The sequence below is a fragment of the Sandarakinorhabdus oryzae genome (genome assembly GCF_009733735.1).
In the GTDB taxonomy this organism is placed as follows: Bacteria; Pseudomonadota; Alphaproteobacteria; order Sphingomonadales; family Sphingomonadaceae; genus Sandarakinorhabdus; species Sandarakinorhabdus oryzae.
In genome coordinates this window covers 1-23,701 of record NZ_WNJP01000033.1, presented here as the reverse complement: position 1 = coordinate 23,701, position 23,701 = coordinate 1, and the positions used below count along the sequence as shown (strand labels likewise).

General features: G+C 64.8%; 21 protein-coding genes and 1 pseudogene. 7 read left to right on the top strand and 15 right to left on the bottom strand.

From position 1 onward, the window contains the following. The 10 genes from pufC to GJ693_RS05345 all read right to left on the bottom strand — a co-directional run. A partial coding sequence (gene pufC / locus GJ693_RS05390; protein WP_156255306.1) for a photosynthetic reaction center cytochrome PufC occupies positions 1-1,152 on the bottom strand: 1,152 nt, incomplete at its 3' end. Then, complete coding sequence (gene pufM, locus GJ693_RS05385; RefSeq protein WP_156255305.1) at positions 1,149-2,120, bottom strand: photosynthetic reaction center subunit M; 972 nt, start codon at positions 2,118-2,120, stop codon at positions 1,149-1,151. The genes pufM and pufC, both read right to left, overlap by 4 nt. Before the next feature lie 15 nt (positions 2,121-2,135). Beyond that, entirely contained in the window at positions 2,136-2,960 is an 825-nt protein-coding gene (pufL, locus tag GJ693_RS05380) for a photosynthetic reaction center subunit L (protein WP_156255304.1), read from the bottom strand. A 135-nt stretch (positions 2,961-3,095) separates the two neighbouring features. Continuing rightward, on the bottom strand, positions 3,096-3,275 hold the full coding sequence (gene pufA, locus GJ693_RS05375) for a light-harvesting antenna LH1, alpha subunit (protein ID WP_156255303.1): 180 nt from the start codon (positions 3,273-3,275) through the stop codon (positions 3,096-3,098). 12 nt (positions 3,276-3,287) lie between these two features. After that, positions 3,288-3,518 carry a light-harvesting antenna LH1, beta subunit gene (gene pufB, locus GJ693_RS05370; RefSeq protein ID WP_156255302.1) on the bottom strand — a complete coding sequence of 77 codons (231 nt, stop codon included), beginning with the start codon at positions 3,516-3,518 and terminating at the stop codon, positions 3,288-3,290. Positions 3,519-3,708: 190 nt separating this feature from the next. Next, positions 3,709-5,157, bottom strand: coding sequence for a chlorophyllide a reductase subunit Z (bchZ, locus tag GJ693_RS05365; protein WP_156255301.1), 1,449 nt, complete (start codon positions 5,155-5,157; stop codon positions 3,709-3,711). A gap of 3 nt (positions 5,158-5,160) precedes the next feature. Beyond that, a complete protein-coding gene (bchY, locus tag GJ693_RS05360; RefSeq protein ID WP_156255300.1) occupies positions 5,161-6,675 on the bottom strand; it encodes a chlorophyllide a reductase subunit Y in 1,515 nt (504 codons plus the stop codon). Beyond that, entirely contained in the window at positions 6,668-7,663 is a 996-nt protein-coding gene (locus GJ693_RS05355; RefSeq protein ID WP_156255299.1) for a chlorophyllide a reductase iron protein subunit X, read from the bottom strand. The genes bchY and GJ693_RS05355 overlap by 8 nt, the downstream gene beginning before the upstream one ends. Beyond that, on the bottom strand, positions 7,660-8,592 hold the full coding sequence (gene bchC / locus GJ693_RS05350) for a chlorophyll synthesis pathway protein BchC (RefSeq protein ID WP_156255298.1): 933 nt from the start codon (positions 8,590-8,592) through the stop codon (positions 7,660-7,662). Before bchC ends, GJ693_RS05355 begins: the two co-directional genes overlap by 4 nt. A gap of 184 nt (positions 8,593-8,776) precedes the next feature. Then, entirely contained in the window at positions 8,777-9,937 is a 1,161-nt protein-coding gene (locus tag GJ693_RS05345; RefSeq protein ID WP_197041982.1) for a methyltransferase, read from the bottom strand. Between the two features lie 99 nt (positions 9,938-10,036). Here GJ693_RS05345 and crtD point away from each other — a divergent pair, with 99 nt between their 5' ends. The 5 genes from crtD (at position 10,037) to GJ693_RS05320 (ending at position 16,453) form a co-directional block, all read left to right on the top strand. Next, a complete protein-coding gene (gene crtD, locus GJ693_RS05340; protein ID WP_156255296.1) occupies positions 10,037-11,611 on the top strand; it encodes a 1-hydroxycarotenoid 3,4-desaturase CrtD in 1,575 nt (524 codons plus the stop codon). Beyond that, on the top strand, positions 11,608-12,444 hold the full coding sequence (locus GJ693_RS05335; protein WP_328598821.1) for a hydratase: 837 nt from the start codon (positions 11,608-11,610) through the stop codon (positions 12,442-12,444). Before crtD ends, GJ693_RS05335 begins: the two co-directional genes overlap by 4 nt. Before the next feature lie 234 nt (positions 12,445-12,678). Then, positions 12,679-14,169 (top strand): DGQHR domain-containing protein, encoded by a 1,491-nt coding sequence (locus GJ693_RS05330; RefSeq protein WP_197041981.1) that lies wholly within the window; start codon positions 12,679-12,681, stop codon positions 14,167-14,169. Beyond that, positions 14,166-15,515 carry a hypothetical protein gene (locus GJ693_RS05325; protein ID WP_156255294.1) on the top strand — a complete coding sequence of 450 codons (1,350 nt, stop codon included), beginning with the start codon at positions 14,166-14,168 and terminating at the stop codon, positions 15,513-15,515. The genes GJ693_RS05330 and GJ693_RS05325 overlap by 4 nt, the downstream gene beginning before the upstream one ends. Next, complete coding sequence (locus GJ693_RS05320) at positions 15,512-16,453, top strand: DNA adenine methylase (protein ID WP_156255293.1); 942 nt, start codon at positions 15,512-15,514, stop codon at positions 16,451-16,453. Before GJ693_RS05325 ends, GJ693_RS05320 begins: the two co-directional genes overlap by 4 nt. A 40-nt stretch (positions 16,454-16,493) precedes the next feature. Here GJ693_RS05320 and GJ693_RS17635 read toward each other — a convergent pair whose 3' ends face one another. From GJ693_RS17635 to GJ693_RS05310, 3 genes are all read right to left on the bottom strand, one after another. Beyond that, positions 16,494-16,625, bottom strand: a complete 132-nt coding sequence (locus tag GJ693_RS17635; protein WP_268893147.1) for a hypothetical protein — start codon at positions 16,623-16,625, stop codon at positions 16,494-16,496. A 1-nt stretch (position 16,626) separates the two neighbouring features. Beyond that, entirely contained in the window at positions 16,627-19,953 is a 3,327-nt protein-coding gene (locus GJ693_RS05315) for a S41 family peptidase (RefSeq protein ID WP_156255292.1), read from the bottom strand. 61 nt (positions 19,954-20,014) lie between these two features. After that, positions 20,015-20,866: an enoyl-CoA hydratase-related protein gene (locus GJ693_RS05310; RefSeq protein ID WP_156255291.1), complete on the bottom strand. Its 852-nt coding sequence runs from the start codon at positions 20,864-20,866 to the stop codon at positions 20,015-20,017. Between the two features lie 69 nt (positions 20,867-20,935). On the opposite strand from GJ693_RS05310, the gene GJ693_RS05305 reads away from it, so the two are divergent. Together GJ693_RS05305 and GJ693_RS05300 are read left to right on the top strand one after the other, a co-directional pair. Then, positions 20,936-21,658, top strand: a complete 723-nt coding sequence (locus GJ693_RS05305; protein ID WP_156255290.1) for a VOC family protein — start codon at positions 20,936-20,938, stop codon at positions 21,656-21,658. After that, positions 21,655-22,473 (top strand): enoyl-CoA hydratase-related protein, encoded by an 819-nt coding sequence (locus tag GJ693_RS05300; protein ID WP_156255289.1) that lies wholly within the window; start codon positions 21,655-21,657, stop codon positions 22,471-22,473. Before GJ693_RS05305 ends, GJ693_RS05300 begins: the two co-directional genes overlap by 4 nt. Here GJ693_RS05300 and bchO read toward each other — a convergent pair. Together bchO and GJ693_RS16780 are read right to left on the bottom strand one after the other, a co-directional pair. Continuing rightward, positions 22,470-23,351: an alpha/beta fold hydrolase BchO gene (gene bchO, locus GJ693_RS05295; protein WP_156255288.1), complete on the bottom strand. Its 882-nt coding sequence runs from the start codon at positions 23,349-23,351 to the stop codon at positions 22,470-22,472. The genes GJ693_RS05300 and bchO overlap by 4 nt on opposite strands. Next, positions 23,351-23,701, bottom strand: a pseudogene (locus GJ693_RS16780) (magnesium chelatase subunit D); the annotation flags it as partial. The pseudogene GJ693_RS16780 and the gene bchO, both read right to left, overlap by 1 nt.

The following is a 23,701-nucleotide window of genomic DNA, read 5'->3' as shown; positions in this document are numbered from 1 at the left end:
GGGCTTGGCTGCCGGTGCAGCCGGCGCAGCAGCAGCCGGAGCAGCCGGCGCGGCGGCGTCCGCGACCACCGGAGCCGGGGCAGCGGCCGGAGCCTCACCCTTCAGCGCCGGATAGTCCTTCAGCATCTTGTATCCACCCAGTGGCTTGTTGACGCCCTGGTGGCAGGTGGCGCAGTTGACCTTCAGCGGGTCACCGTGCGGGCCGCGGCGGTTGCCATACAGGCCCTTGCCGTTCTGCGGCCACACATCACCCAGCGCGCTGATGTAGTTGTTGTTCACATCGCGCACCATGCGGATGCCATACCAGGCATTCACACGCTGCGGGCGGCTGTCTTCCCACTTCGCGAAGTTGTTGCTGTTGTGGCAGAAGGTGCAGTTGACGCCCAGGCCCTGGCTCATGTGCATCATGAGACCATAGGTCTTCTCGGTCTGCTGGATCGCGGCATGGCTGGCCGCCGTCGGGAAGGCCTTGCCCCCCACGCGGATGCTTTCCTTGCCGGCCAGATAATCCGTGAACGGATCATAGTTCAGCGAGGCCCAGGCCACCGTCTGCGACGGGGTGTTGCCGCCCCGCTTGTTGCCGGTGATGGTCTTGGGATCCGGCGCCGCCGTCGACCAATTGTTGACCGGCACCGGGTTGCCGCGGTGGCAGGTCCAGCAGGTGACGCCGGCATTCGCCTGATCAGCCACTTCACCATAATTGCTGGCAAAGTGCGGGCGCCAGTTGGCGTTGATGTTGCGGGTCATCTGCAACATCTTGCGGGCCACGACCTTGGTGTATTTCTCATCCGAGGCCATGTTTTCCGGGTTGTGGCAGTAGGTGCAGCCGGCGTCCTTGATGTTGGAGCCGTCCGGCGCGATCCAGGTCGTCATCGCCTGCATCAGATAGTTGAACTCGTCCACCGAGACATTGCCCAGCACCTGGACATTCTCGTAAGCCGTGCTCGCCTTCTGGCCGCCGATCATTTCCGCCGTCAGCTCATAGGGCGGGGCAGGCACTTCGCCCACCTTCGCCTTGCTGTCGGGATCATGGATCTGCACCATCGCGGTGCCGCGATAGCCGACCTGTTCCTGTTCCTTCTTGCCGAGTTCACAGCCTGCCAGCAGCAGCGCCGGCAGAGCGATGGCAACAAGCTTGTTCAACCTGTTCATTGCGGTGCTCCCGGAAGAGAGGCGGGATCAACGACACCGGTGGCCGGATATTCCAGCGCGAAACCGTGCTGTACAGCCCAGAGATACCAGTTGTCGACGACCGTGCCGGTGAGCAGGATGCCGATGCCGCCGGTCAGCGTCGTCAGCACCGCAAACCACCAGGCCCAGCGGTGGATCGATTCCATCGTGGCGTTCCAGCCCATCGTCCAGCGCCAGAACAGCGCAGCGCGCTCCGAGGCGGTGCCGCGATCGGTGATCTGTTCGATTTCGCGTTCACCGCCGTAACGGCCCACCGCCAGGATGGTCGCGCCGTGCATGGCGAACAGCAGCGTCGAACCATAGAGGAAGGCGATACTGAGCGCGTGGAACGGGTTGTAGAACAGGTTTCCGTAGCGGATCGAGAAGGCCGCGGTCCAATCGAGGTGCGGGAAGATGCCGAACGGCACCGCTTCGGCCCAGCTGCCCATCATCATCGGGCGGATGAAGCCGAGCACCAGATAGAGCCAGATCGCCGAGGCAAAGGCCCAGGCCACGTGCGTGCCCATGCCGAGTTCCTTGGCGCGCACATAGGTGCGGGCCCACCACAGCAGGATCGAGGCGGTGAGGAAGCCCCCGGCCGCGATCCACCAGCCACCTTCGGCCAACGGCACGTTGAAGGTGAAGCCATATTTGGCCGACGGCGGTTCCAGGCTGAGCCAGAAGAACTGCCGGACGAACTGGATCGGGTTCCAGTTCACCGAAGCGGCCATGTTGAGACCCATGATCTCGATGGCGATGAAACCGCAGAGCAGCGAGGCGAGACCCAGCTTGCCGAGGTAGACGGGGCCAATCTGGGCGCCGCCCAGCTTGCCCATCAGCCACGACGTGCCGAACGGGCCAAAGCGGGCGTCGTTGTTGGGACCCAGCGGCACGCCGGCTTCAAGCTCACCCCTGAGCTGAACCTGCGTGAAGATGTTCTGATAAGCCATGGTGCGTGTCCGTCCTCAACGCCAGATCGGCAGGTTGAGCCACCAGGTCCACCATTCCGGCCAGCCACGCGACCAGAAGGGACCCGAGATGATGATGCACACCGCGCTCCAGAAGCCGGCATTCATCGCCAGCAGCAGGCCCACACGGTGGATGCCCAGCGTGCCGACCGAATAGCCGATCAGATCGCGGAAGAACGTGTCTTCATATTCCGGCGACTTCACCGTTTCGCCCTTGGCCGGGTTGACCGCCGACAGCACCAGCGCCCCGTGCAAGCCGAGCGCGAGCGTGGTGGTGAAGAAGAAGCTCACCGCCAGCATGTGCGCCGGGTTGTAGTGGAAGTGCAGATATTGATAGCCGGTGTTCGACACCCAATCGAGGTGCGGGAAGATGCCGTAAGGGAAGCCATAGCCCCAGGCGCCCATCAGCAGCGGCCGGAACACGACCAGCGTTGCATAGGCGAAGATGGCCATGCCGAAGGCAGCTGGCACGTGGTAACCGATGCCGAGCTTGCGGCAGATTTCCACTTCGCGCAGCGCCCAGCTGATGAAGGCGCCCAACGCGCAGATCGTGATGATCTGCCAGAGCCCGCCTTCGCGCAGCGGCGCGAATTTCAGGCCATAGCTGATGTCTGGCGGCGCGATATCGATCAGCCACGGGTTCCAGGTGGGGCCGATGGCGGCACCATAGATGATCAGCGCCGTACCCAGGGCAGCGAAGAAGATGGTCGTGACCCCGAAGAATCCGACGTAGAAAGGCCCAATCCAGAAGTCGAAGAGGTCGCCGCCGATCAGCGTGCCTCCGCGAACCCGATATTTTCGTTCAAAACTCAACACTGCCATGGCGCACCTCCCCCAAGTTGCCGCCGATCAGAGACCAGCGGAACGGGCCCGTTGCAAGGGTGTGGATGGGCGGGCGGCGGAACCGGCCCGCCCATCGCACGCTTGACCGGAATTGCCCGGGCAGCCTGACGGACGTCAGGCGGCCTGGCTGGCTTCCGTGATGGCCGCAGTCGCCTTCGGCTCGGCGCCGTCCAACCAATTGTAGCGGTCGGTGCTGAGCAGGATGAAGTGGATCAGGATGGCCAGCGTGAACAGGAAGACCGCCAGGGCGGTCAGGATGCGCTGCGGGTTGAAAGTCTGCCAGATCTTCCACATTGTCGTCGCTCCTTAAGCCCGGGGCGCAGCGACGCTGGAAGCGTCGGCAGCCTGGATCTGGTGGATTTCCGTGGCCGCGAAAGCGCGCTTGGAACCCAGCCACGGACGCCACACCCAAACCAGCCAGTGGGCGATCACAGCCACGATCACGAAGAACGCCATCGAGACGACGAAGCCCCGGTGGAACTCCTTCGCTTCAGCGTCGGTCAGGTAGGTACCCGGACCAATCTTGTTGTCACTCATGCCTTTTCCTCCGATGGTTCCGCCGCACGGGGCCGTTATGGCCTCGCCCGACCGGCGGCTTCGCGGCGTAGGATGATTCCACCGCAAAGCTGTTGAGACTCGTAAGGGATAACCCCTATTGAGCCAATTCCTTCCCTTGCATCCATGGCAAGTTTGTAATGGTTTGAAAAGAGCCTAATGCGACCCATCGTCACGCCGCCTGCGCTGCGTAAAGACGGGCGGCCGCATGCAGCCGATCCACGGTCACGATCTTCTCGCCAGCATCGCGCGCGGCCCGCTCGGCGGCATCGCGCAAGCGCTTGGCGGCCGAGATGCGGACCAGCACCGGTTCCTTGTCGACCATGCGGTCCAGCTCGGAGCGCGCATCGTCTTCCCAGGTCACCGCTTCGAGCAGGCGTGACGGCGTCGCGTCGGCCTTGTCCATCATGGTGGACAGCGGCAGGATGAAGAACAGCGCATCGAACAGCGCGTTGCACACCTCCTGCATGATCCAGGTGCAGCCGGCATAACCCATGAACGGCGTGCCGGTGTGGCGCCGGATGGCCGCGCCGGGGAAGCTGGCGTTGATGTAGATCGAGCGACTGCCCGTCTCGGCCATGTACATGCGTTCGTTGTAGCTGCCGAAAACGATCAGGGGGCTTGAAGAGGCGATGGCTTGTTTCACCGCTTCGTTATCGGGCTTCACACCAGCGTTACGCTGGAAGGAAAACACGCAGGGCATCCCCATGTCGTCTTCAAGGAAGACCTTCATACCACGGGCGTAGGTTTCCGTCGCCACAATACCGAAGCTGGCAGTGGCAAAGAAATCCTGGGTGACCGAGCGCCACAGATCCCACAAGGGCTTGATCGTGGTGTGCTTTTCCTTTTCGATGAACGGCTCCGGGTCCACCCCGGTCAGCTCACCCAGTTTGCGCAGGAAGGCCGTGGTGCTGTTCAACCCGATCGGTGCCTGCAGATAGGGACGCTCCAGCGTCTCGCACAGGTTGCGGCCCCATTCGCGGTACATGCACACGTTGACCGAGGCATCGGCGAGGCGGCGGATGTCGGCCAGGTGGGTGCCCAGCGGGAACACCATGTTCACTTCGCAGCCCACGCCTTCGATCAGGCGGCGGATTTCCGCCAGGTCTGACGGCATGTTGAAGGTGCCATATTGCGGCCCGATGATGTTGACGAGCGGCTTCTCGCCCTCCTTGCGCACCTTGGGCGCCGGCATCTTCTTGGGCCCGAATTCCTTCCACAGCCAGGTCAATGCGCGATCAGCAGACTGCCACTGATCCTCGTCGATGGTGCGCGGCAGGAAGCGGACAATGCTGGTGCCTTCCGGCGTCACGCCGCCGCCGATCATCTCGGCGATGGAGCCGGTAACGACGACCGACGGCAGCGCCGGGTCGAGCGTGCCCCAGGCCCGCTTCATGGCGCCTTCGGTGCCGGTCTTGCCCAGCTCTTCCTCGCCCAGGCCGGTAACGACGATGGGCAGTTCGTGTGGCGGCAGGCCGTCGGTATAGTGCAGCACCGAGGTGACCGGCAGGTTTTCGCAGCCCACCGGGCCGTCGATGACCACCTGCAGGCCCTTCACCGAGGTGAAGCTGTAGACGGCGCCCCAGTAGCCGCCTGCGCGATCATGGTCCAAAACCAGCATGGCTCAGGTCCCGATCGCTTCGCTCGCCTTGGCGGCGGCGATCATCTTGCCAGCGAACTTCTTCTTGAACTCCGGCCGGTCCTGCGGAACGTCTTCCCAGATGCCGGCAGCATGGCCTTCGCCAACGCCCTGGAAAAAGTCCTTCATCATGTCGAAGCGGCCCTTGTTGCCGAGCGCGCCGTTGATCACCTGGGCCAGGCTGCCTGCGCCCGCCGGCCCCATCAGCGGCCGCGCCGAGATGAGGTTGGTGAAATAGAGGCCGGGAATGGCCCTGGTCTTGGCATGCTGCACCACCGGGGTGGTGCCGATCGACAGATCGGGGTGATATTCCTCCACCGCCGCGATGTCCTGTTCCAGGCTGGCACGATACTGGATGCGCACGCCCTTGGCCTCCAGCCACTCGCGATCGGGATCCGACCATTTGGTGCGCGGGCAGGCGGTGCCCACATACGGCACATCGGCACCGGATTCGATCAGCAGGCGGGCCACCAGGAGCTCCGAGCCTTCATAGCCCGACACGGTGATGCGGCCCTTGATCGGCTTGGCCGACAGCGCGCCGGTGATCGCCGGCAGCCACTTGTTCTGCGCGGCGGCAACCTTGTCGGCCGGCAGGCCGAAGGCATCACCAATCGCAGCAAGCCAGGCGGCGGTGCCATCGCGGCCAACCGGGGCCGAACCAACGATGGTGCGGCCGGCAGCTTCGAACTCGCGCACGGCCGCGGTGTAGAACGGGTGGATGGCCGCCACCACCGGCGAGGCCAGCGCGGCATAAAGCTCACGCCACTCGCGGGTCGGCACCACCGGTCCGGCCGTGAGCCCCATCGGTTCCAGCAGCATCGAGATGCCCACCGGATCGGCCGGGAACATTTCGCCGAGCAAGGTCACCGTCGGCTTGTCCGGCATCACGGCGGGCGCCGCGACCGGGCCGGCCATGATTTCCTCGCGGGCATATTTCAGCATCGCGCCGGCCAGCACGTCCTTGGCTTCGGCATGGGTCGGCACGCCAAAGCCCGGCACATCGATGCCGATGATGCGCACGCCATTGATCGATTCCGGCAGCAGCTGCAGCGGCACGCCCGACGCGGTCGGCACGCACAAGTTGGTCACCACGATCGTGTCATACTTGGCCGGGTCGGCCATGTCGTGCACGGCGTCGCGGATATCCTCGAACAGCTTGCCGGTGACCAGCGTTTCCGAATTGAACGGCACATAGCCCACGGTGCGCCGCGCGCCATAGAAGTGGGAGGTGAAGGTGAGGCCATAGACGCAACAGGCCGAGCCCGACAGGATGGTTGCGGTGCGGCGCATGCGCAGGCCAACGCGCAGCGAGCCGAACGCCGGACACATGGACTGCGGCTGGTCGTGCGGGCCCTTGGGATAATCGGCCGCGTAGCGTTCCAGCACCTCCGACTTGCCCGCCTTGGCCGCCGCTTCGCGCATGGTATCGGCGCCGGCGTGGCAGCCAGCGCCTTCTGCAGGAGGATTGGCAGCCGGCGGAACCGCAAGCTCTTCAGACATTGTCGTACACCACTTCCAGGCTCGGCTTCGTCTCATAGACGCCGCCGCGCATGTCGGCCTGGGTCGCCGGCTTCAGGGTGAAATTGCCACCGGTGTCTTCCGGCTTGAACAGGCCGAGCAGGCCGTCCTGATCGAGCGGGGTCGGCCGCACCGGCGGCGCGGTTTCCACCGCCTGCGCCAGTTCGGCGAACAGCGGGCCCCACTGGCTGTCGGGCGTGCCGATGATCTGGTAATTGGCGGATTTCTTGCGGATATCCTCATGCGCCGGGATGCTGACCAGCACCGGGATGCCGACGGCCTTGGCAAAGGCCTGGGCCTCGCCCGAACCATCATCCTTGTTGATCAGGATGCCGGCGACGCCAACATTGCCACCCATCTTGCGGAAATATTCCACCGCTTTGCAGACATTGTTGGCGACATAGAGCGACTGCAGGTCGTTCGAGCCGACCACGATCACCTTCTGACACATGTCGCGGGCGATCGGCAGGCCGAAGCCGCCGCACACCACGTCGCCCAGGAAATCGAGCAGCACATAATCGAAGCCCCAATCGTGGAAGCCCAGCTTCTCGATGGTTTCAAAGCCATGGATGATGCCGCGACCACCGCAGCCACGGCCCACTTCCGGGCCGCCCAGTTCCATGGCGAACACGCCGTCGCGCTGGAAGCAGACATCCTCGATGCTGAGCTCTTCGCCCGACAGCTTCTTCTTCGAGCTGGTCTCGATGATGGTCGGGGTGGCCTTGCCGCCAAACAGCAGGCTGGTGGTGTCGCTCTTGGGATCGCAACCGATCAGCAGCACGCGCTTGCCCTGCTGCGCCATCATGTACGAGAGGTTGGCGAGCGCGAAGCTCTTGCCCGAACCGCCCTTGCCATAGATGGCGATGATCTGGGTTTCCTTGGTCACCGGGCCGGTGTGCACCGGATCAGGCTCGATCGCGGCCTCCTCACGAAGCGCTGCGACCTGGTCGAGAAGTTGATTGATGCTCATGCGATATCTCTCCAGTCGAAGACCATCTTGAGACAATTGGGGTCCGAGAAGGCCAGACCATAAGCGGTCGGCGCCTCCGTGGCCGGAACCTTGTGCGTCACAAGGCCCTCGAGTGACAGCCTACCGCTGCCCACCATGGCGAGACATGTCGCCAGGTCGTCAGGCTGGAACTCTGTGGCGATGCGAATGCGCGCCTCCCGCCGGAACGCAGGCGCGAAGTTGAACGACAGCGGCTCGCTGTAGAAGCCGGCCAACACGATCTCGCCCCCGCGCGCCATGTGCATGACGGCCTGGTCGATGATGCGGTGGTCACCGCTGGCGTCGTAGATCGAGCGGTAATCCCGCCGCTCGTCGGTCTCGGGTTTGATCACCCGATAACCTTCTGCACCCGCCATGCGGGCATCATTGATTTCCCACACCGTCGGTTCGACACCGGCGGCCAGCGCGAGGCGCGCCAGCAGGCGGCCGAGCACGCCATGGCCAATGATCAGATCCGGCATTTCGCCGCCCACCACCGCATGCTGGGCGGTGGCGGCCAGGCTCATCAGCACGGCCTTTTCGTGGAGCTCGGCAGGCAGCGGGATCACCCGCGCCGCACCCGTGATCAGCGTCTTGGCCTGGCCGCCAAACAGCCCGCGCGCGCCTTCAAACTTGGATGATCCGGGCACGAAAACGGTCTTGCCGATCATGCCCTGCTGGTTGGCGCCGGCGTCCACCACCGTGCCCACGGCTTCATATCCGGGAACCAACGGATAGCCCATGCCGGGGAACATCGGCATGGAGCCATTGTACATCAGCTTTTCCGTGCCCATGGAAATGCCCGACCAGTTGATCGACACCACCACGTCATCGGCTTCCGGCGGCGTGAGCGTGAGCTGGCGCAACGCGACGCGCTCAGGCTCCTCCACCACAACGGCCAATGCTTCCATTCATTCAACCCCTCAGGCGCTGCCGGTCGTGCCCCCCGGCCTGCCCTCATTTTGCGGCAATCTATCCGCTGCCTGTCGCGGCTGTAAAGCGCACTTGACGGTTATGAAAGCAAAAAATTGGACAGGGATCGTCCACTTTGCGTCTTGACGAATCTGCCGAAAATGGCCTGCGGCGATTCCGGCCTCAGCGCTCGGCCACGATCAGCCGGGTGACCATCGGCAGCGCCGTGCCAACCTCGCGGGCGCTGGCGAATCCGGCCTCTGCCAGCAGTGCCAGATAGGCTGCCGGGGTGCGCGGGCGGCCAGACCCCATCGCCCACAGATAAAGGCCGAAATAGGCATCGCCCATCACCTCGGCCCCCGGCGTGCCGGCCATGGGTTCGGCGATCAACAGGCGGCCACCCGGCGGCAGCGCGGCATGCGCCTTTTTCAGCAGCGCCCGTACCACGGCGTCATCATGATCATGGCAGATGCGCACCAGGGAAATCACGTCGGCGCCCTGGGGCAGCGGATCATCGCGGAAGCTGCCGCCGCGCACCGACACGTGTGACAGGCCGCGCCCCGCCAGCTTGGCCTTCGCCCCGTCGACAACAGCCGGCAGATCAAACAGGATCAAGCTCAGCCGCGGATGGCGTTGCGCCACTTCGGCCAGAAAGGCGCCGTGGCCGCCACCCACATCCATCAGGCACTGGTGACGGCTGAAATCATAGGCGTCGAGCACCTGTTCGGCGACCATCGGCTGGCTAGCCGCCATTAGCGCTGAATAAGGCGCCACCGCCCCCTCGCCGCCGCCCTGCCAACTCGCCGCATCGGCGGCCGCCGGATCGCCGCGGCCGGCCGCCGGCGCGTAGGTCCAGAATGCCGCCAGTCTGCCCTGCCCGCGCCCGCCTTTCAGCATGGCCAGCGGATCGGCGAGATCATCGTAGAACAGCTTGTGGTGCTCGATCATCGCCAGCGCACCCTGGTTGCTGGACAGTGCGGCGCCGCGCTGGCCCAGTACCCACAGATCGGGCGCCGCCAGCTCGACCAGATCAATCGCCTTCGCCGCACCAAGCAGCCGCTGCATCGCCTCGAGAGACAAGCCCGCGCCCTGCGCCAGCTCACCCGTGCTCGCCGGCCCTTCGCTCAGCCGGCGGATCACCCCGGCATCCACCGTCGCCGTGAGCGCCTTGGTCTGCACGAAGCCGGTGATCACCACGAACATGGCGTTGGCGTGATAGCGCGCCGTGCGCCGCATCAATGGGTTACGCATGGCAAAACGCTGGAACGCCGGGTTGGCCAGCACCCGGTTGCGGGCGTTCAGCCAGCGCAATTTCCAGCTGTTCGAGGCGGATGTGTCGGCCATGCGCTCCATCGGCAAGTGTCAAATCGGCTGGACAGTTGCCGCCCGCAAGGCCAATCATGCCCCCCGCTGACGGGTGTAATGCCCACATGTTAACGACTGATGATTCGGAAGAGCGATTTGGCAGGCCCAGACAGCGTTGTCATCATCGGAGCCGGCATGGGCGGTCTTTCCGCTGCCGTGCTGCTGGCCGCGCGCGGTGTGCCGGTGACCGTGGTGGAGCGCATGGGCGCGCCCGGTGGCAAATTGCGCACGGTTGATGTCAGCGGTGTCCCGGTTGATGCGGGCCCCACCGTCTTCACCCACCGCCCGGTGTTCGAGCGCATCTTTGCCGATGCCGGCACCAGCCTCGACGCGCATCTGACGCTCCACAAATCCGACCGGCTCGCCCGCCATGCCTGGCAGGATGGCACCAGTCTCGACCTGTGGGCCGATCACGCCCGCAGCCGCGAGGCCGTTGCCGCCTTCGCTGGACCGCGCGAGGCCGAGGGCTGGACGCGCTTCCAGGCCGAGGCGGCCCGCATCTGGTCCACACTGGAAACCCGCTTCATGGAAAGCCCGGCGATGGGCCCGCTGGGCCTGACGCTGAAATACGCCCCCTTCCACCTGCACGAGATGTTCGCGATCAACCCGTTCGCGACCCTGTGGGACACGTTGGGCAAATATTTCCGCGATCCGCGTCTGCACCAGCTCTATGGCCGCTATGCCACCTACACCGGCGCCGATCCCTTTCAGGCCACCGCCACGCTGATGCTGATCGCCCATCTGGAGGCGCGCGGCGTCTGGCTGGTGGAGGGCGGCATGCACGAAGTCGCCCGCCAGATGGCGCTGCTGGCCGAACGGCTGGGCGCCAAGTTCCACTACAACGCGCATGTGGCGGAGATTCTGGTGCGCGGCGGCCGCGCTGCCGGGGTGAGGCTCGCCAGCGGCGAGGAGATCCCCGCCCGCGATGTGCTGTCCAACAGCGACATCTCGGCGCTGGCCGATGGCCGCTTCGGCGCCGCCGCGTCGCACGCCGTCACTGGCGTCAAACCCCACGAACGCTCGCTCTCTGCCCTGGTCACCATGATGACGGCGGAGTGCAGCGGCTTCGCGATGGACCGGCACAACGTGTTCTTCTCCACCGATTATGCCGCCGAATTCCGGCAGATTTTTGGGGAATCCCGCCTGCCGGTCGAACCCAGCATCTATATCTGCGCGCAGGATCGTGGCATCGGGCCTCCACCCGATGGCCCCGAACGCCTGCAACTGATCGTCAACGCCCCACCCACGGGTGACGGCACCCCACCCACGCCAGAGGAGATGGAACAATGTCAGACAGCAACGCTGGCGGTCCTCGCCCGGTGCGGGCTGACGCTGAAACCGAAGGCAATGGTGCCGGTGGGGCCAGCGATGTTCGAGGCGCTTTTCCCTTCGAGCGGTGGGGCCCTTTATGGTCGGGCCTCGCACGGGTGGCAGGCCAGCTTCCGCCGGCCTGGCAGCAAGACGAAGCTGCCCGGGCTGTGGGTCGCGAGTGGTTCGGCGCACCCGGGCGCGGGCGTGCCGATGGCGGCCTTGTCCGGCCGCTTGGCGAGCGCAGCGATCCTTCAGGCCCGCGCTTCGACCAGGACGTTCCTGCCGGTGGCTACCGCTGGTGGTATGTCGACGCCGAAAGCGACTGCGGCAAATACGGGCTGACCATCATCGCCTTCATCGGCTCGGTCTTCTCCCCCTATTACAAGGCCGCCGGCCGCCAGGCGCCGGAAGACCATGTCAGCCTCAACGTCGCCCTCTATGGCCCGCGCGCGCGCCGCTGGACGATGACGGAGCGCGGCCAGGGCGCCCTGTTTCGCGATCGCACCACCCTGCGCATCGGCCCCAGCCAGGTGCGCTGGGACGGCGAGACACTGGTGATCGACATCGAGGAAATGGGCGCCGTCTTCCCGCTGAAGGCCCGCGGCCAGGTGCGCGTCACCCCGCAAGTTTATGGCCAGCGCCGCTTCCGCCTCGATCCCGGCGGCAAGCATGTGTGGGAGCCGATCGGCCCCTGTGCCCGGGTGGAAGCCAATTTCACCGATCCGGCGATCCGCTGGACCGGCACCGGCTATCTCGATGCCAACCACGGCAGTGAATCGCTGGAAGACGGCTTTGCCGACTGGCAGTGGAGCCGCGCCCACCTGAAGGATGGCTCCACCGCGGTGATGTACGAAGGCCAGCTGAAAGACGGCGCCGATTTCGGCATGGCCCTGCGCATCGCGCCCGATGGCCAGGCCGAAGTGATGGAAATGCCCGCCCCGGTGGTGCTGCCCAAGACCGCCTGGCGCCTTGACCGCATGACCCGCGCCGACGCCGGCTACACGGCGCGCGTGCGCGCCACCTGGGAGGACACCCCCTTCTACAGCCGCACCGCCCTCTCCACCCGCCTGTGGGGGGAAGACGTGGTGGCCGTGCACGAATCCTTGAACATGCGGCGGTTTGATACGGGTGCGGTGCAGTGGATGCTGCCGTGGCGGATGCCGCGGAAGGTGTGAGGGGGGGGAAGGCGTCAACGCCGCCATCGTCGTCCCCCCTGCCCCCAAGCAAGCTACCCCGTAAGTAACATCCCCATATGTCGCCTTGAGCAGCATCATCCTTTAAATACTTGTAAATTTGGCAATGATAGTTGAAACGGAACTGGTGCCGATCCGACTAGCGGCGCTGAGAGGACGGGATAGGTGAGTGGATCAAAGCCTCGGCAGGTACCTGCGCTAACTGTCAATCAATGGTTGCCGGACTGGGACAAGATTGACTTCGACGCAGGAGAACGTCGCGCTAAACCTGAAAAGCATTTCTACTTGATCTCACTACCCGCACGAGAGTTACGGAGTTTATCCGGCATTGTTCGCCGTGTCGCGAAGGATGCGGCTCCGCGAACCGAAGACCTTGGCATTCAGCGTCAGCACGATCCCGAACGCTCAGAAGAGATTGGTCGCTTTGTCGAGTTTGGTTTTCCTTGGTCAACGCTAAGCGAGGCAAAGCGCGCTAGCGCCGAGTTTAATGATCTGCGTAAGCCAGGCTGGCTGCCGACGGCCATTGTACTCAACATCCTAACGAAGGGCGCTGAACGTAACGGTAACACTGTGGCGGACGCGGACCTTGCCTCAATCGTGCAAGTCAATGGACAACCTCATCTCCAACTTCCTTATCAAGATTGGAGCTCTGATTGGGAACCCACCCAACTCCCGCCGTTCGAAGTGATCGACGGCCAACACCGCCTTTGGGCGTTTGAAGGCGCATCGAAGCTTGAGAATTTTCAGCTGCCGGTCGTGGCTTTCGTGGGCCTCGACATCAGTTGGCAGGCCTATCTGTTCTGGACGATCAACATCAAGCCCAAGCGGATCAATCCCAGCCTTGCTTTTGATCTTTATCCGCTGCTGCGCAATGAGGACTGGCTGGACCGAGCTGAGGGTCACATGATCTACCGGGAAACCCGGGCGCAGGAACTCACCGAAATTCTGTGGTCCTACCCGGAAAGCCCTTGGTACGACCGAATCAACATGTTGGGCGAGCGACAAAACCGGTGGGTGACTCAAAGCGCCTGGATCAAGTCGTTGACCGCTAGCTTCATTAGATCTTGGGATCGCCGTTCGGGCACAAGCGGTGGGCTGTTCGGCGGCCGGTCGAAAAACGAGGGTGAAGTGCTAGGCTGGAGCCGCGCACAGCAGGCCGCGTTCCTGATTTTCGCTTGGCGCAAGTTCGCGAGCTCGGTCGCCGCGTCAAAAGACGCATGGGCCGAGGGTCTACGCCGTCCGTCGAAGGTGGGCGGCGAAAAGGTGCAGCGTCCCGATGATGTGAAAGCAGGCGACGATTTGGCCTTTTTCGGCGCTTACTCACTGATCACAACAGATCAGGGCGTGCGCGGTTTCCTGCATGTGATCAACGACCTTTGCTATCAGCGGGCGAGCGCGCTTAAACTGAACACTTGGCGGCCCGACGAGCAGGCCAGCGCCAATCCAATCGCCGCCGTAGAGATTGCACTAAGGAGTCTGGAAGCCCAAGAATTTACGAACTTCGTCACTTCTATCTGTAACGCACTGGCCTCTTTTGATTGGCGGACAAGTTCTACCCCAGATCTCGAAGAGCCGAAGCGGCGCGCTAAGCTCGTTTTTCGCGGAAGTGGCGGTTACAAGGAGTTGCGAACCCAACTCCTTGAGCACTTGTCATCGTCAGGTGGCGATGTCGGCGAGGCTTCCAAGCGATTGCTCGGCCGGATATGACATTGGCGCTCCACGCCCTCGATAAGGCAGCAATCAGCGCTCTTATGCGCTCGCAGATGGAGTTGACGACTGCGGGCCTTAAGCTGCATCTCAAACGCTCAGCCTGGATCGGCAAGTCAAACCACTACAGGCAAGATGTCGTCGCTAAGCTGAAGGTGGCATCGCCTGCCACTGTCCAGCACCAGCGGAATCTCGCCCAGTACATTGCCGCTAGCGCCGCACTCCATTCAAATGACGGCTGGAGTTACCTAGGCCGATCTGTAGCGTGCCTCCTCGCGGGTGACACACATCGCGCTCTGCATCTCGCCTACTATGCCGAATTGCGCGCCGCGATGTCGCTACTGGCGAGCGCCGGGATCGGCATCTTTAGCAACCGGCATTATGTAGTCTCGGCAGCCAATCAGACTAGCAAGCTGCGAATCGAAATTGGCACACACGTAGCTGCCTGGCTGGCGCTTGAGGAATGGTCACAACTGCCTGCCTCCGGTGCTTTGTTTGGTCGGTTAATCCGGCCAGAAGGCCGTACCCTCGACGAGTGGTTTCATGCGCAGGGCGGCGCTGTTACGCTGGCTCCACAGGCAAAGGCTTGGTTCATGCAATGGGGCATGGACCTTGCATTGGCAACGAAAGACCGTGATGCGCGCAACGACTCAAGTTATCGGCCAGACGGCATTCCACAAACTGGAAAAATGAACCCCAAAGTGGGATTCCAGTTCGTCCGCGACATGTGGAGTACGCTTGAGCCAAGTGCGACCTCTAGCTTCGAGAATATCGACCGTCATATCCTGCGGATTGCGATGGAACGATATTACCAGGGCTTAACCGGGAAGCCCGCAAGCGCTGCCGATCCCGCCTTTGTCGCGTTGGTGGATGCGGCGGTATCGGCACAGAGCCTAGCCACCAGCACCGAAGACCGCCTGAAGAGGTTCTTACTGCGAAGAATCGCGGCCGATGATCCGCTGATCTTCCGCTATTCAGGAACGCGCCCGGGCGCACCTGAGACCGATGCCTTTGCGGTAATGGCGCGCGCGGTTCTGCTGCTGCGCGTCGCGACAGGCTCTGCGCACGATTTGCTTCACCAAGCTGGATTCAATGCGGCGGCGCTCTCGTTCTGGTGGCAAAAGCTTGGTGAGGCGCGCGGCCTTTGGAAACCCGGCGCTCCGCCGGTAGCTCTTGCTGATCTGTGGGCCGACATTGAAGATGGCCTACGCGAAGTGGAAGAAATCGAAGTTGACGATCCTGCGAGCTTCGAGACGATGAGCGGAGTTGCTTATGGAGCTTTCGGTCGACTCCACGTTCTGGCTAGCCATGAGCGAGTCGGCCTTTGGGGCCTTTGTCCGACATGAGCGAAACGGCGCTGTCCCTCGATGGAGCGCAAGTACCTGCACTGGCGCCATTCCTCAAATGGGCCGGAGGAAAGCGCTGGTTTGCCGATCGATACGTCCACCTGATCCCGCGCAACTATGGCCGTTATGTCGAGCCGTTTGTCGGAAGTGGGGCGATGTTTTTCGCACTAAGTCCAAGCCAGGCGCTCCTGTCGGACCTGAATCCGGATTTGATTAACTGCTACCGTGCAATTCGCGCAGCGCCGGATGCCATCGCTAAGCGCCTAGCTGAGCATCACCGGCTCCACAGCAAGCGGCACTACTATGATACGAGGGCAGCAAAGCCTGACGATCCCATCGAACGTGCCGCATGGTTCATCTACTTGAACCGAACTTGCTGGAATGGCCTGTATCGGGTAAATCGAAAAAACGAATTCAACGTACCGATGGGCACCAAAACCAGCGTCCTGCTACCAAGCGATGACTTTCAGGTTACAAGCCGGACCTTGTCTGTTGCAGAGATTTTGCATCAGGATTTTGAAGTAACACTGGATGCTGCGGAGGATGGCGATTTCGTCTTCGTGGACCCGCCCTATACCGTGAAACATAATCTCAACGGTTTCATCAAATATAACGACAAGATCTTCTCATGGGCAGACCAAGTTCGGCTGCGCGATGCAGTTGTCCGCGCAGCGGCCCGCGGCGCTCGAATATTGGTTACGAATGCCAACCATGCCTCAATCCGTGAACTATATGATGGCATAGGCCGACAATTGGTTGTCGGACGCGCAAGCGTGCTCGCCGCCAGCGCGGCGCACCGTGTTCAAACGGAAGAGCTCGTAATTCAAACGTGGCTAGAGGCGCGCTTGGACGACGTATCGAAGCAGTGCCAGCTCGCTACAAACGACTGCCTCTCAAATGAAGAGCTTCAGACGACAGGCAACTCTCGTCCGATTTGATTAGAAACCGACCGATCCGCCAGCGACCGAAACCCTGACGTCAATCGGCGTCATCCTCTTCATCCCCCTTCCTCTCCCGCAGCGTCCACAGCTGCCAGCCGGCGAAGGCGAGGACAGCAAGCAAGCTGACCCCGCCTTCGATCAGGCCGTAAACTTCAACCGGGATCTCCATCTCAACGCCGGATGGGGCCATCCGGCCCATAGAGCGGGAACGGCGGGCGCTTGGGTGTGGGCGGCGGGTTCTTGGCCAGGGCGTCCAGGGCCAGCGCCACCGCCTTTTCCAGTTGCGGGTCGCCGCCGGCCATCACGGCGGCCGGGTCCTGGTCCACCTCCACGTCGGGCGGCACGCCGTGGTTTTCCACCGCCCATTCGCCGGCCGGGGAGAAGAAGCCGACGTTGGGGCTGGTGAGCTGGCCGCCGTCCATCAGCGGCGGGATACCGCCGATGCCGACGAGGCCGCCCCAGGTGCGTTTGCCCACCAGTGGCCCCAGTTTGAAATCGCGGAACATCCACGGCAGCATGTCCCCGCCGGAGGCTGAGCCTTCGTTGATCAGCATCACCTTGGGCCCCAGCACGCTCGCCGCCGGGGTGCGATCGATGCGGCCATAGCGCGGTTGCCACCAGCTGATCAGGCGGCGGTTCATCACCTCGATGAAATAATCCGCCGCCTGGCCGCCGCCGTTCCAGCGATCATCGATCACCATGCCCTGGCGATCGGTCTGCGCGAAATAATAGCGGTTGAAGCTGGTGAAGCCGCCGCCGCCGGTGTTGGGCAGATAGACATAGCCGAGCTTGCCGCCCGACAGCTTGTCGACGCGGCGACGGTTGTCCTCGATCCAGGTGAGGTTCCTGAGGCGCGCTTCGCTGGCGATCGGCACCACGGTCACATCACGGGCCGGCTGGCCGGCGCGGGCGATGGAGAGGGTGACGGCCTGATCGGCGGTGCCTTCCAGATACTTCTGGATATCCTCGGCGGCGCTCACCGTCTGGCCGTTGATGGCGGTGATGCAATCGCCGGCCTTCACGTCCAGGCCCGGCTGCGCCAGCGGGGCCTTGATGTCCGGCGTCCAGGTGCCGCCATCGTGGATGCGGGCGATGCACCAGCGGTTATCGCGGATCGCGTAATCGGCGCCCAACAGCCCGCCGGGGATCTTCTTCGCCGCCGGGATGGCGCCGCCGCCGCCGCGCAGGTGGCCGATGGAGAAGCCGGTGAGCGCTTCGTGGAAGAGATAGTTGAGATCCCCGCGGGACTGGATGCCGGGCAGCCAGGCGGCGAGCGCCTTTTCGGCGGCATCGACGTTGTAGCCGTGGAAATTGGGATCATAGAAATAAGCGCGCTGCACCCGCCAGACTTCGCGATACATCTGCGCCCATTCCGCCGCCGGATAGACGCGCACCATCAGGCTTTCGGTCTTCAGCTTCACATCCGGATCGCTGGGCTTGAACGGCTTGGCGCCATCGGCGACCAGCCAGGCCTTGCCGGTGTTCACCAGCAACTTGTTGCCATCGGCGGACAGGCTGAAGCTCTGCGCACCGTCAAACAGCGTCTCGGTCTTCTTGCCCTCCAACTGCCAGCGCAGCAGCGTCGCGCCGGGCGGGCCGTCGCCATCGATGTCGAGCGGTTCGTTGGCCTTCAGCACCCACAGCACGCCGCCCTTGCCGGCGACAAGGTTGCGATAATCGGCAGCCGGCAGCGGCAGCGCGACCATGCGGCGGGCGATCTGATCGAGCGACAGGCTGGCGAGATCAATCTTCGTCGCCGGGGTGGCGGGCGCGGCGGCGGGTTTCTTCGCGTCGGCCTTCTTGTCTGGCGCAGCAGGCGGCGGTGGGGCCTTTTCGTCACCCAGTTCCGGCGCCAGCGGCGAGGGCGTGCCGGCGGTCAGCGCGAGGGCATAGATGCTGCTCGTCGGCCGGTAATGATCGGTCGACATGTCGAGCGGATAGATGGTTGCCCCGGCGTTGTTGGAGGCGAGGAAATAGAGATATTTGCCGTCGCGATCGAAGGCCGGATCGCTGGCCATGGCCATCGCATCGGTGATCTGGGTGGCCTTGCCGGTGGCGACCTCGTGCAGCATCAGCACCGGGAAGTGATTGCCGGAGACGCGGGCATAGACGAACCACTGGCTGTCGGGCGACCAGGCCATACCGCGTGCGCCGTTGGCAAAGCCGCCAAACTCGTCGGGCGGGCCGGCGGCGACCAGCTTGCCCGTCGCCAGATCGAGGATCCAGGTGTTGAGGCGATTGTCCTGAAAGGCGATGCGCTTGCCATCGGGGGACCAGAGCGGGTTGAAATAATAGGCCGGCTCGGCCGCCAGCGCATATTTCTTCACGGCCTTGCCGGCGCCCTGCTGCGACGCGACGTGCAGGGCATAAAGGCCGCTTTCGTCGCTGAAATAGGCGATGGACTGGCCATCCGGGCTCCAGGCCGGGCTGCGCTCCATGGTGCCGGGCGTGGCGGTGATGGTGCGAGTGATGCCGTCCTTCACGGCGAGGCTGAGGATCTCGCCATGGGCTTCCACCGCGGCGCGGATGCCGGTGGGGGAGACGCTGACGGACTGCACCTCCGCGCCGACGTTGGTCACGCGTGGGCGCACATCGGGCATGTCGCCATCCAGATCGATGCTGACGGCCTTGGGTTCTTCGCCTGGCATGAGCGTGAAGATGGTGCCGAGCCGGTCGAACACCAGCGTGGTGCCGTCGGTGGACAGGCTGCGGATGTCCGGGCCGGTGTTCTGCCAGACGAGGCTGGTCTGACCGGAGGCGGGATCGAAGCGATAGACGCTGATCGGCCCCTTGCGGCCCGACAGGAAATAGACCTGGCCGCCGAGCCATACCGGCGAGAAATCCGCCCCACCCTGCTGCGGCACCTTGGTGGTGGCGAGGCCGTTCAGCTGGGTAATCCACACCGCACCAGCCAGGCCGCCGCGGTAATTGCCCCAGGCGGTGTAGCGGGTGTGGGCGAAGGAGAAACCCTGTTCCTGCGGGGTGTAGGCGATCGCCTTGCCATCGGGGGACAGCGCGCCCAAATGGGCCATCGGCAGCGGCAGCACGCTGGCAGCACCGCCGCCGGCGTTCACCTGCCACAGCCGGACGTAGCGGCTGGCCGAATCGCGGTTGGAGCGGAAGATGATCTTGGTCCCATCCGGGCTCCAGCCCACGGCATTGTCCGCCGCCGGGTGATAGGTCAGCCGCTTGGGCACGCCGCCGGCCACCGGCACGGTGAACACATCGGTGTTGCCATCATATTCGCCGGTAAAGGCGATGGTCTGGCCATCCGGCGAGAAGCTGGGCGCCTGTTCGATACCGACGCCGGTGGTGAGCCGCACGGCCTTGCCGCCGGCGCGGGGGGAAACCCAGAGATCACCGCCCGACACGAAGGCAATGTGGGTGGCGCTCAACACCGGTTGCTGCAGCAGGCGCTGCGGGCTGGCGGCCTGGGCCGATGAAGCCGTCATCAGCGCCGCCGCGCCCGCGCCCATCCAGCGAAGCCTGTTCGTCATGTTTCCCCCGGGAAGTTTCAGATATGGCCCGAAGGTTGGCAGCCTGTGTTGCGCGCGTCAATCACCACCAGGGCACGCCAGGCGGCATGTCGGCGCTGGCCTTGCCGGGAAAGGCCGGCGCGCGTTTTTCGAGGAAGGCGGCGACACCCTCCTTCACGTCTGGCCCGCCGCCGAGCGCGATGTTCCAGGCGGCGTCCACCGCCAGCGCGTCGTCCGGGCCGGCGGTGCTGCCCAGCCGCCACAGCATGGCGCGTGCGAGCGCAATGGCGACGGGCGCGGTGCCTTCGCTGAATTCCGCCGCGATGGCGCGGGCGCGGGGCAGCAACTGGTCGGACGGCACCACCTCGCTCACCAGCCCGCCGGCCAGCGCTTCCGATGCGTCGAAAATGCGGCCCGACAGGCACCAGCGCAGCGCCTGCGGCAGGCCCACCAGCCGCGGCAGGAACCAGGCGCTGCCGGCTTCCGGTACCAGGCCGCGGCGGGCGAAGACGAAACCGATGCGCGCGCCCTCCGCTGCGATGCGCACGTCGCACGGCAGGGTGAGGGTTATGCCGACGCCCACAGCCGGGCCGTTGATGGCAGCGATGATCGGCTTCTTCGATTCGAACAGGGCGTGGATGAAACTGTCCTGCCGCCCGCGCCGTTCCTCGCGCGCGCCGAAATTGCCCGCGCCGTCGCCCGCCATGTCGAAACTTTCAGCACCAGCCGACACGTCCGCCCCGGCGCAGAAGGCGCGGCCCGCCCCGGTGATGATGATGGCGCGAATGGTGTCGTCGTCACTCGCGGCGCGCACGGCGCGGGCCAGCGCCCGGCCCATGGCATCAGTGTAGGCGTTCAGCTTCTCGGGGCGATCCAGCGTGATTGTCATCACCCCGGCTTCGTTGCTGACAGTCAGTCCGTCTTGCGCCATCATCGCCTCCCCAGTCGGAGTGATGCTGCGCTGACCAAGGGGGAGCAGCAACGACTGCTTTGGGGAGGGACCATGCTGCGCCTGCGCCAGATTGCGATGGTTGCGCCAGACCTGGCGCCGGTGGAGGCCGAGGTTGGCCGCATCGTTGTCGCCGATGTCTGCTACCGCGATCCCGGCGTCGGCAAATATGGCCTCCACAACGCGCTATGGGCGCTGGGCGGCACCTTCCTGGAGGCGCTGGCGCCGTTGCAGCCTGGCACGACGGCCGGCCGCTACATCGAGCGGCGCGGTGGGGCGACCGGCTATATGGTCATCCTCGACACCGACGATCTGGGCCCGGTGCGCGCCCGGCTGGCGGCGCTGAACGTGCGCATCGTCGAGGATCTGACGGTGGGCGACGATCATCTCCACGCCACTGCATTGCACCTGCACCCGCGCGATACCGGAGGCTGCCTGCTTTCCATCGATTATCACGGGCCCGATGGCGCCATGCTGGGCAGCTACAGGTGGGCCGGTGCCGATTGGCACCGCCATGCCAGCGCCGATCTCGCCATCAGTGGCGCGGTGATGACCTGCGATGACCCGGCCGCCACCGCCGCGCGCTGGGGCGCCATCCTTGATCGGCCGGCCACGCGCCGCGGCGACGGCTGGCGCATCCCGCTCGATAATGGCGCGCTGGATTTCATCCCCAACACCAGCCCCGCCGGCGAAGGCCTTGCGGCCATCCGCGTGCGCGGCCTCGACACCCCGGCCCGCACCTGCGGCCTCGATTTCCTGCCGGAGACTGACCAATGAGCTATGACAGTGGCACCGAAGACCTGCAGGCCAGCGTGGCCGATGGCGTGCTGACCCTCACCCTCAACCGCCCGGCCGCGCGCAATGCGTTGTCACGCGCCATGCTGGACGGACTGGCGCGGCTGCTGGGCGAGGCGGAGGCCGATGCGCACATCGGCGCCATCGTCGTCACCGGCGCCGGCGGCGCATTCTGTGCCGGCGGCGACGTGAAGGGCATGGCGGCGCGCAATGCCAGCGGCGAGCCCGTGCCCATCGACCAGGCCATCGCCCGCCAGCGCCGCAATCAGCGCGAGATTTCCGGCCGGCTGCACGCCATGCCCAAGCCCACCATCGCTGCCATCCCCGGCGCGGCGGCCGGCGCCGGCCTTTCCATCGCGCTGGCCTGCGATCTGCGCGTGATGGCGGACACAGCGTTCATGACCACCGCCTTCGCCAAAGTCGGCTTCTCCGGCGATTACGGCGGCACTTATTTCCTCACCCGCCTGGTTGGCGCGGCCAAGGCGCGGGAGATGTATTTTCTCTCCGACCGGGTCGATGCCGCCGAAGCGCTGCGGCTGGGCCTGACCAATCGTGTGGTGCCGGCGGACGCGCTGCTGGCGGAGGCCCAGGCGCTGGCCGCGCGGTTGGCCGCGGGTCCGCGCGTAGCGCTGGCCTACATGAAGGAAAATCTCAACCGCGCCTTTTCCGGCGGCGACATGGATGATTGCCTCGATCTGGAAGCCACCCACCATGTCCATTGCGGCCTGACCGAGGACCACAAGGACGCAGCCAAGGCGTTCGTGGAGAAACGCGCGCCGGTGTTCCGGGGGCGCTAGCCCAGCACCCCAACAGCACGCGCGAACTGCTCCACCAATTGCGCGTGCCGCTCCGGCGCTTCCTCGTGCGCCAGGTGGCCCAGGCCCGGCAGGCCGTAATGCTCCACCCGGGTGCCGCGGGCGGCGAGGCGGCGGGCGACGGTGGTAGAGGTGCTGGGCGGCACCGTCTTGTCGCGTTCGCCATGCAGCAGCAGCACCGGGCAATGGATCTGGGCGATGGTGCGCTCGATCGTGTCGAGATCCCAATGCGCCATCAGCGCCAGCGCGCCGCCGGTGTGGGCCGGGCTGCGGAACAGCCGCTCGTAATAGGCAATTTGTTCGCGACTGGAGTGCGATCCCGTCCAGCGCTTCAGCAGGTCGGGCATCGACTGGAAGCGGGTGGTGAAGCTGAAGAAGGCCGGCATGAACGGGTTGACGAACAGCGCTTTGGCCAGGCCCGGATAGGCCTTGCCCATGCCCTCGAACGGCAGCAGCGCGCCGCCCAGCGCCACGATGGCCTGCGGCTGCACATGGCCGCGCGCGGTGAGCATGAAGGCGATGGCGGCGCCGACACTGTGGCCCAGCAACATCGCCGGCTGCACGCCCAGTTCGGCCAGCAGCGCCGCCAGCGCCTTCGCCACATTGTCGGGATCGGGCGCGTTCAGTTTCTGGGTGAATCCATGGCCGGGCAGATCGGGGATGATCAGGCGGAAATGGGGCTCAAGCAGCGGGGCCAGATCGGCAAAGCTGTGCGTCGTCGCCCCGGTGCCGTGGATCAGAAGCAGTGGCGGCGCATCGGCTGGCCCAGTGATCTGCACGTGCCATTTCAGGCCACCGGCAGTGACGAACCGGCTCCAATCCTGATGCGGCACGTGATGGCCATCGATATCCCAGCGCATCACAGGCTTCCCCCACTCGCCGCCTTCACGGCCGCCACCACCGATCTGGCATCGACACGCGGCAGTGTCACCAGCCGGGCGCCCATGGCGGTGGCCAGTTCGGCCCCCTGCGGGCGCGGACGCGGGCTGCAATCGATGAACACGCATGCGATGCCGGCCCCGCGATAGGCGCGGGCCGAGGCCAGCGCCGCGTCCTGCGGGCTTTGCGTGGCGCTGCCGCCGACATTGGCGCGGCCATCGGTGAGCACCACCACCAGCGGCGAGCGGCCCTTGGCCTTCTCGCCTTCCGCCACCTTGCGAGCCAGATCGAGCCCGGCGGCGAGCGGCGTGCCGCCCCCGCCGGCGAGGCC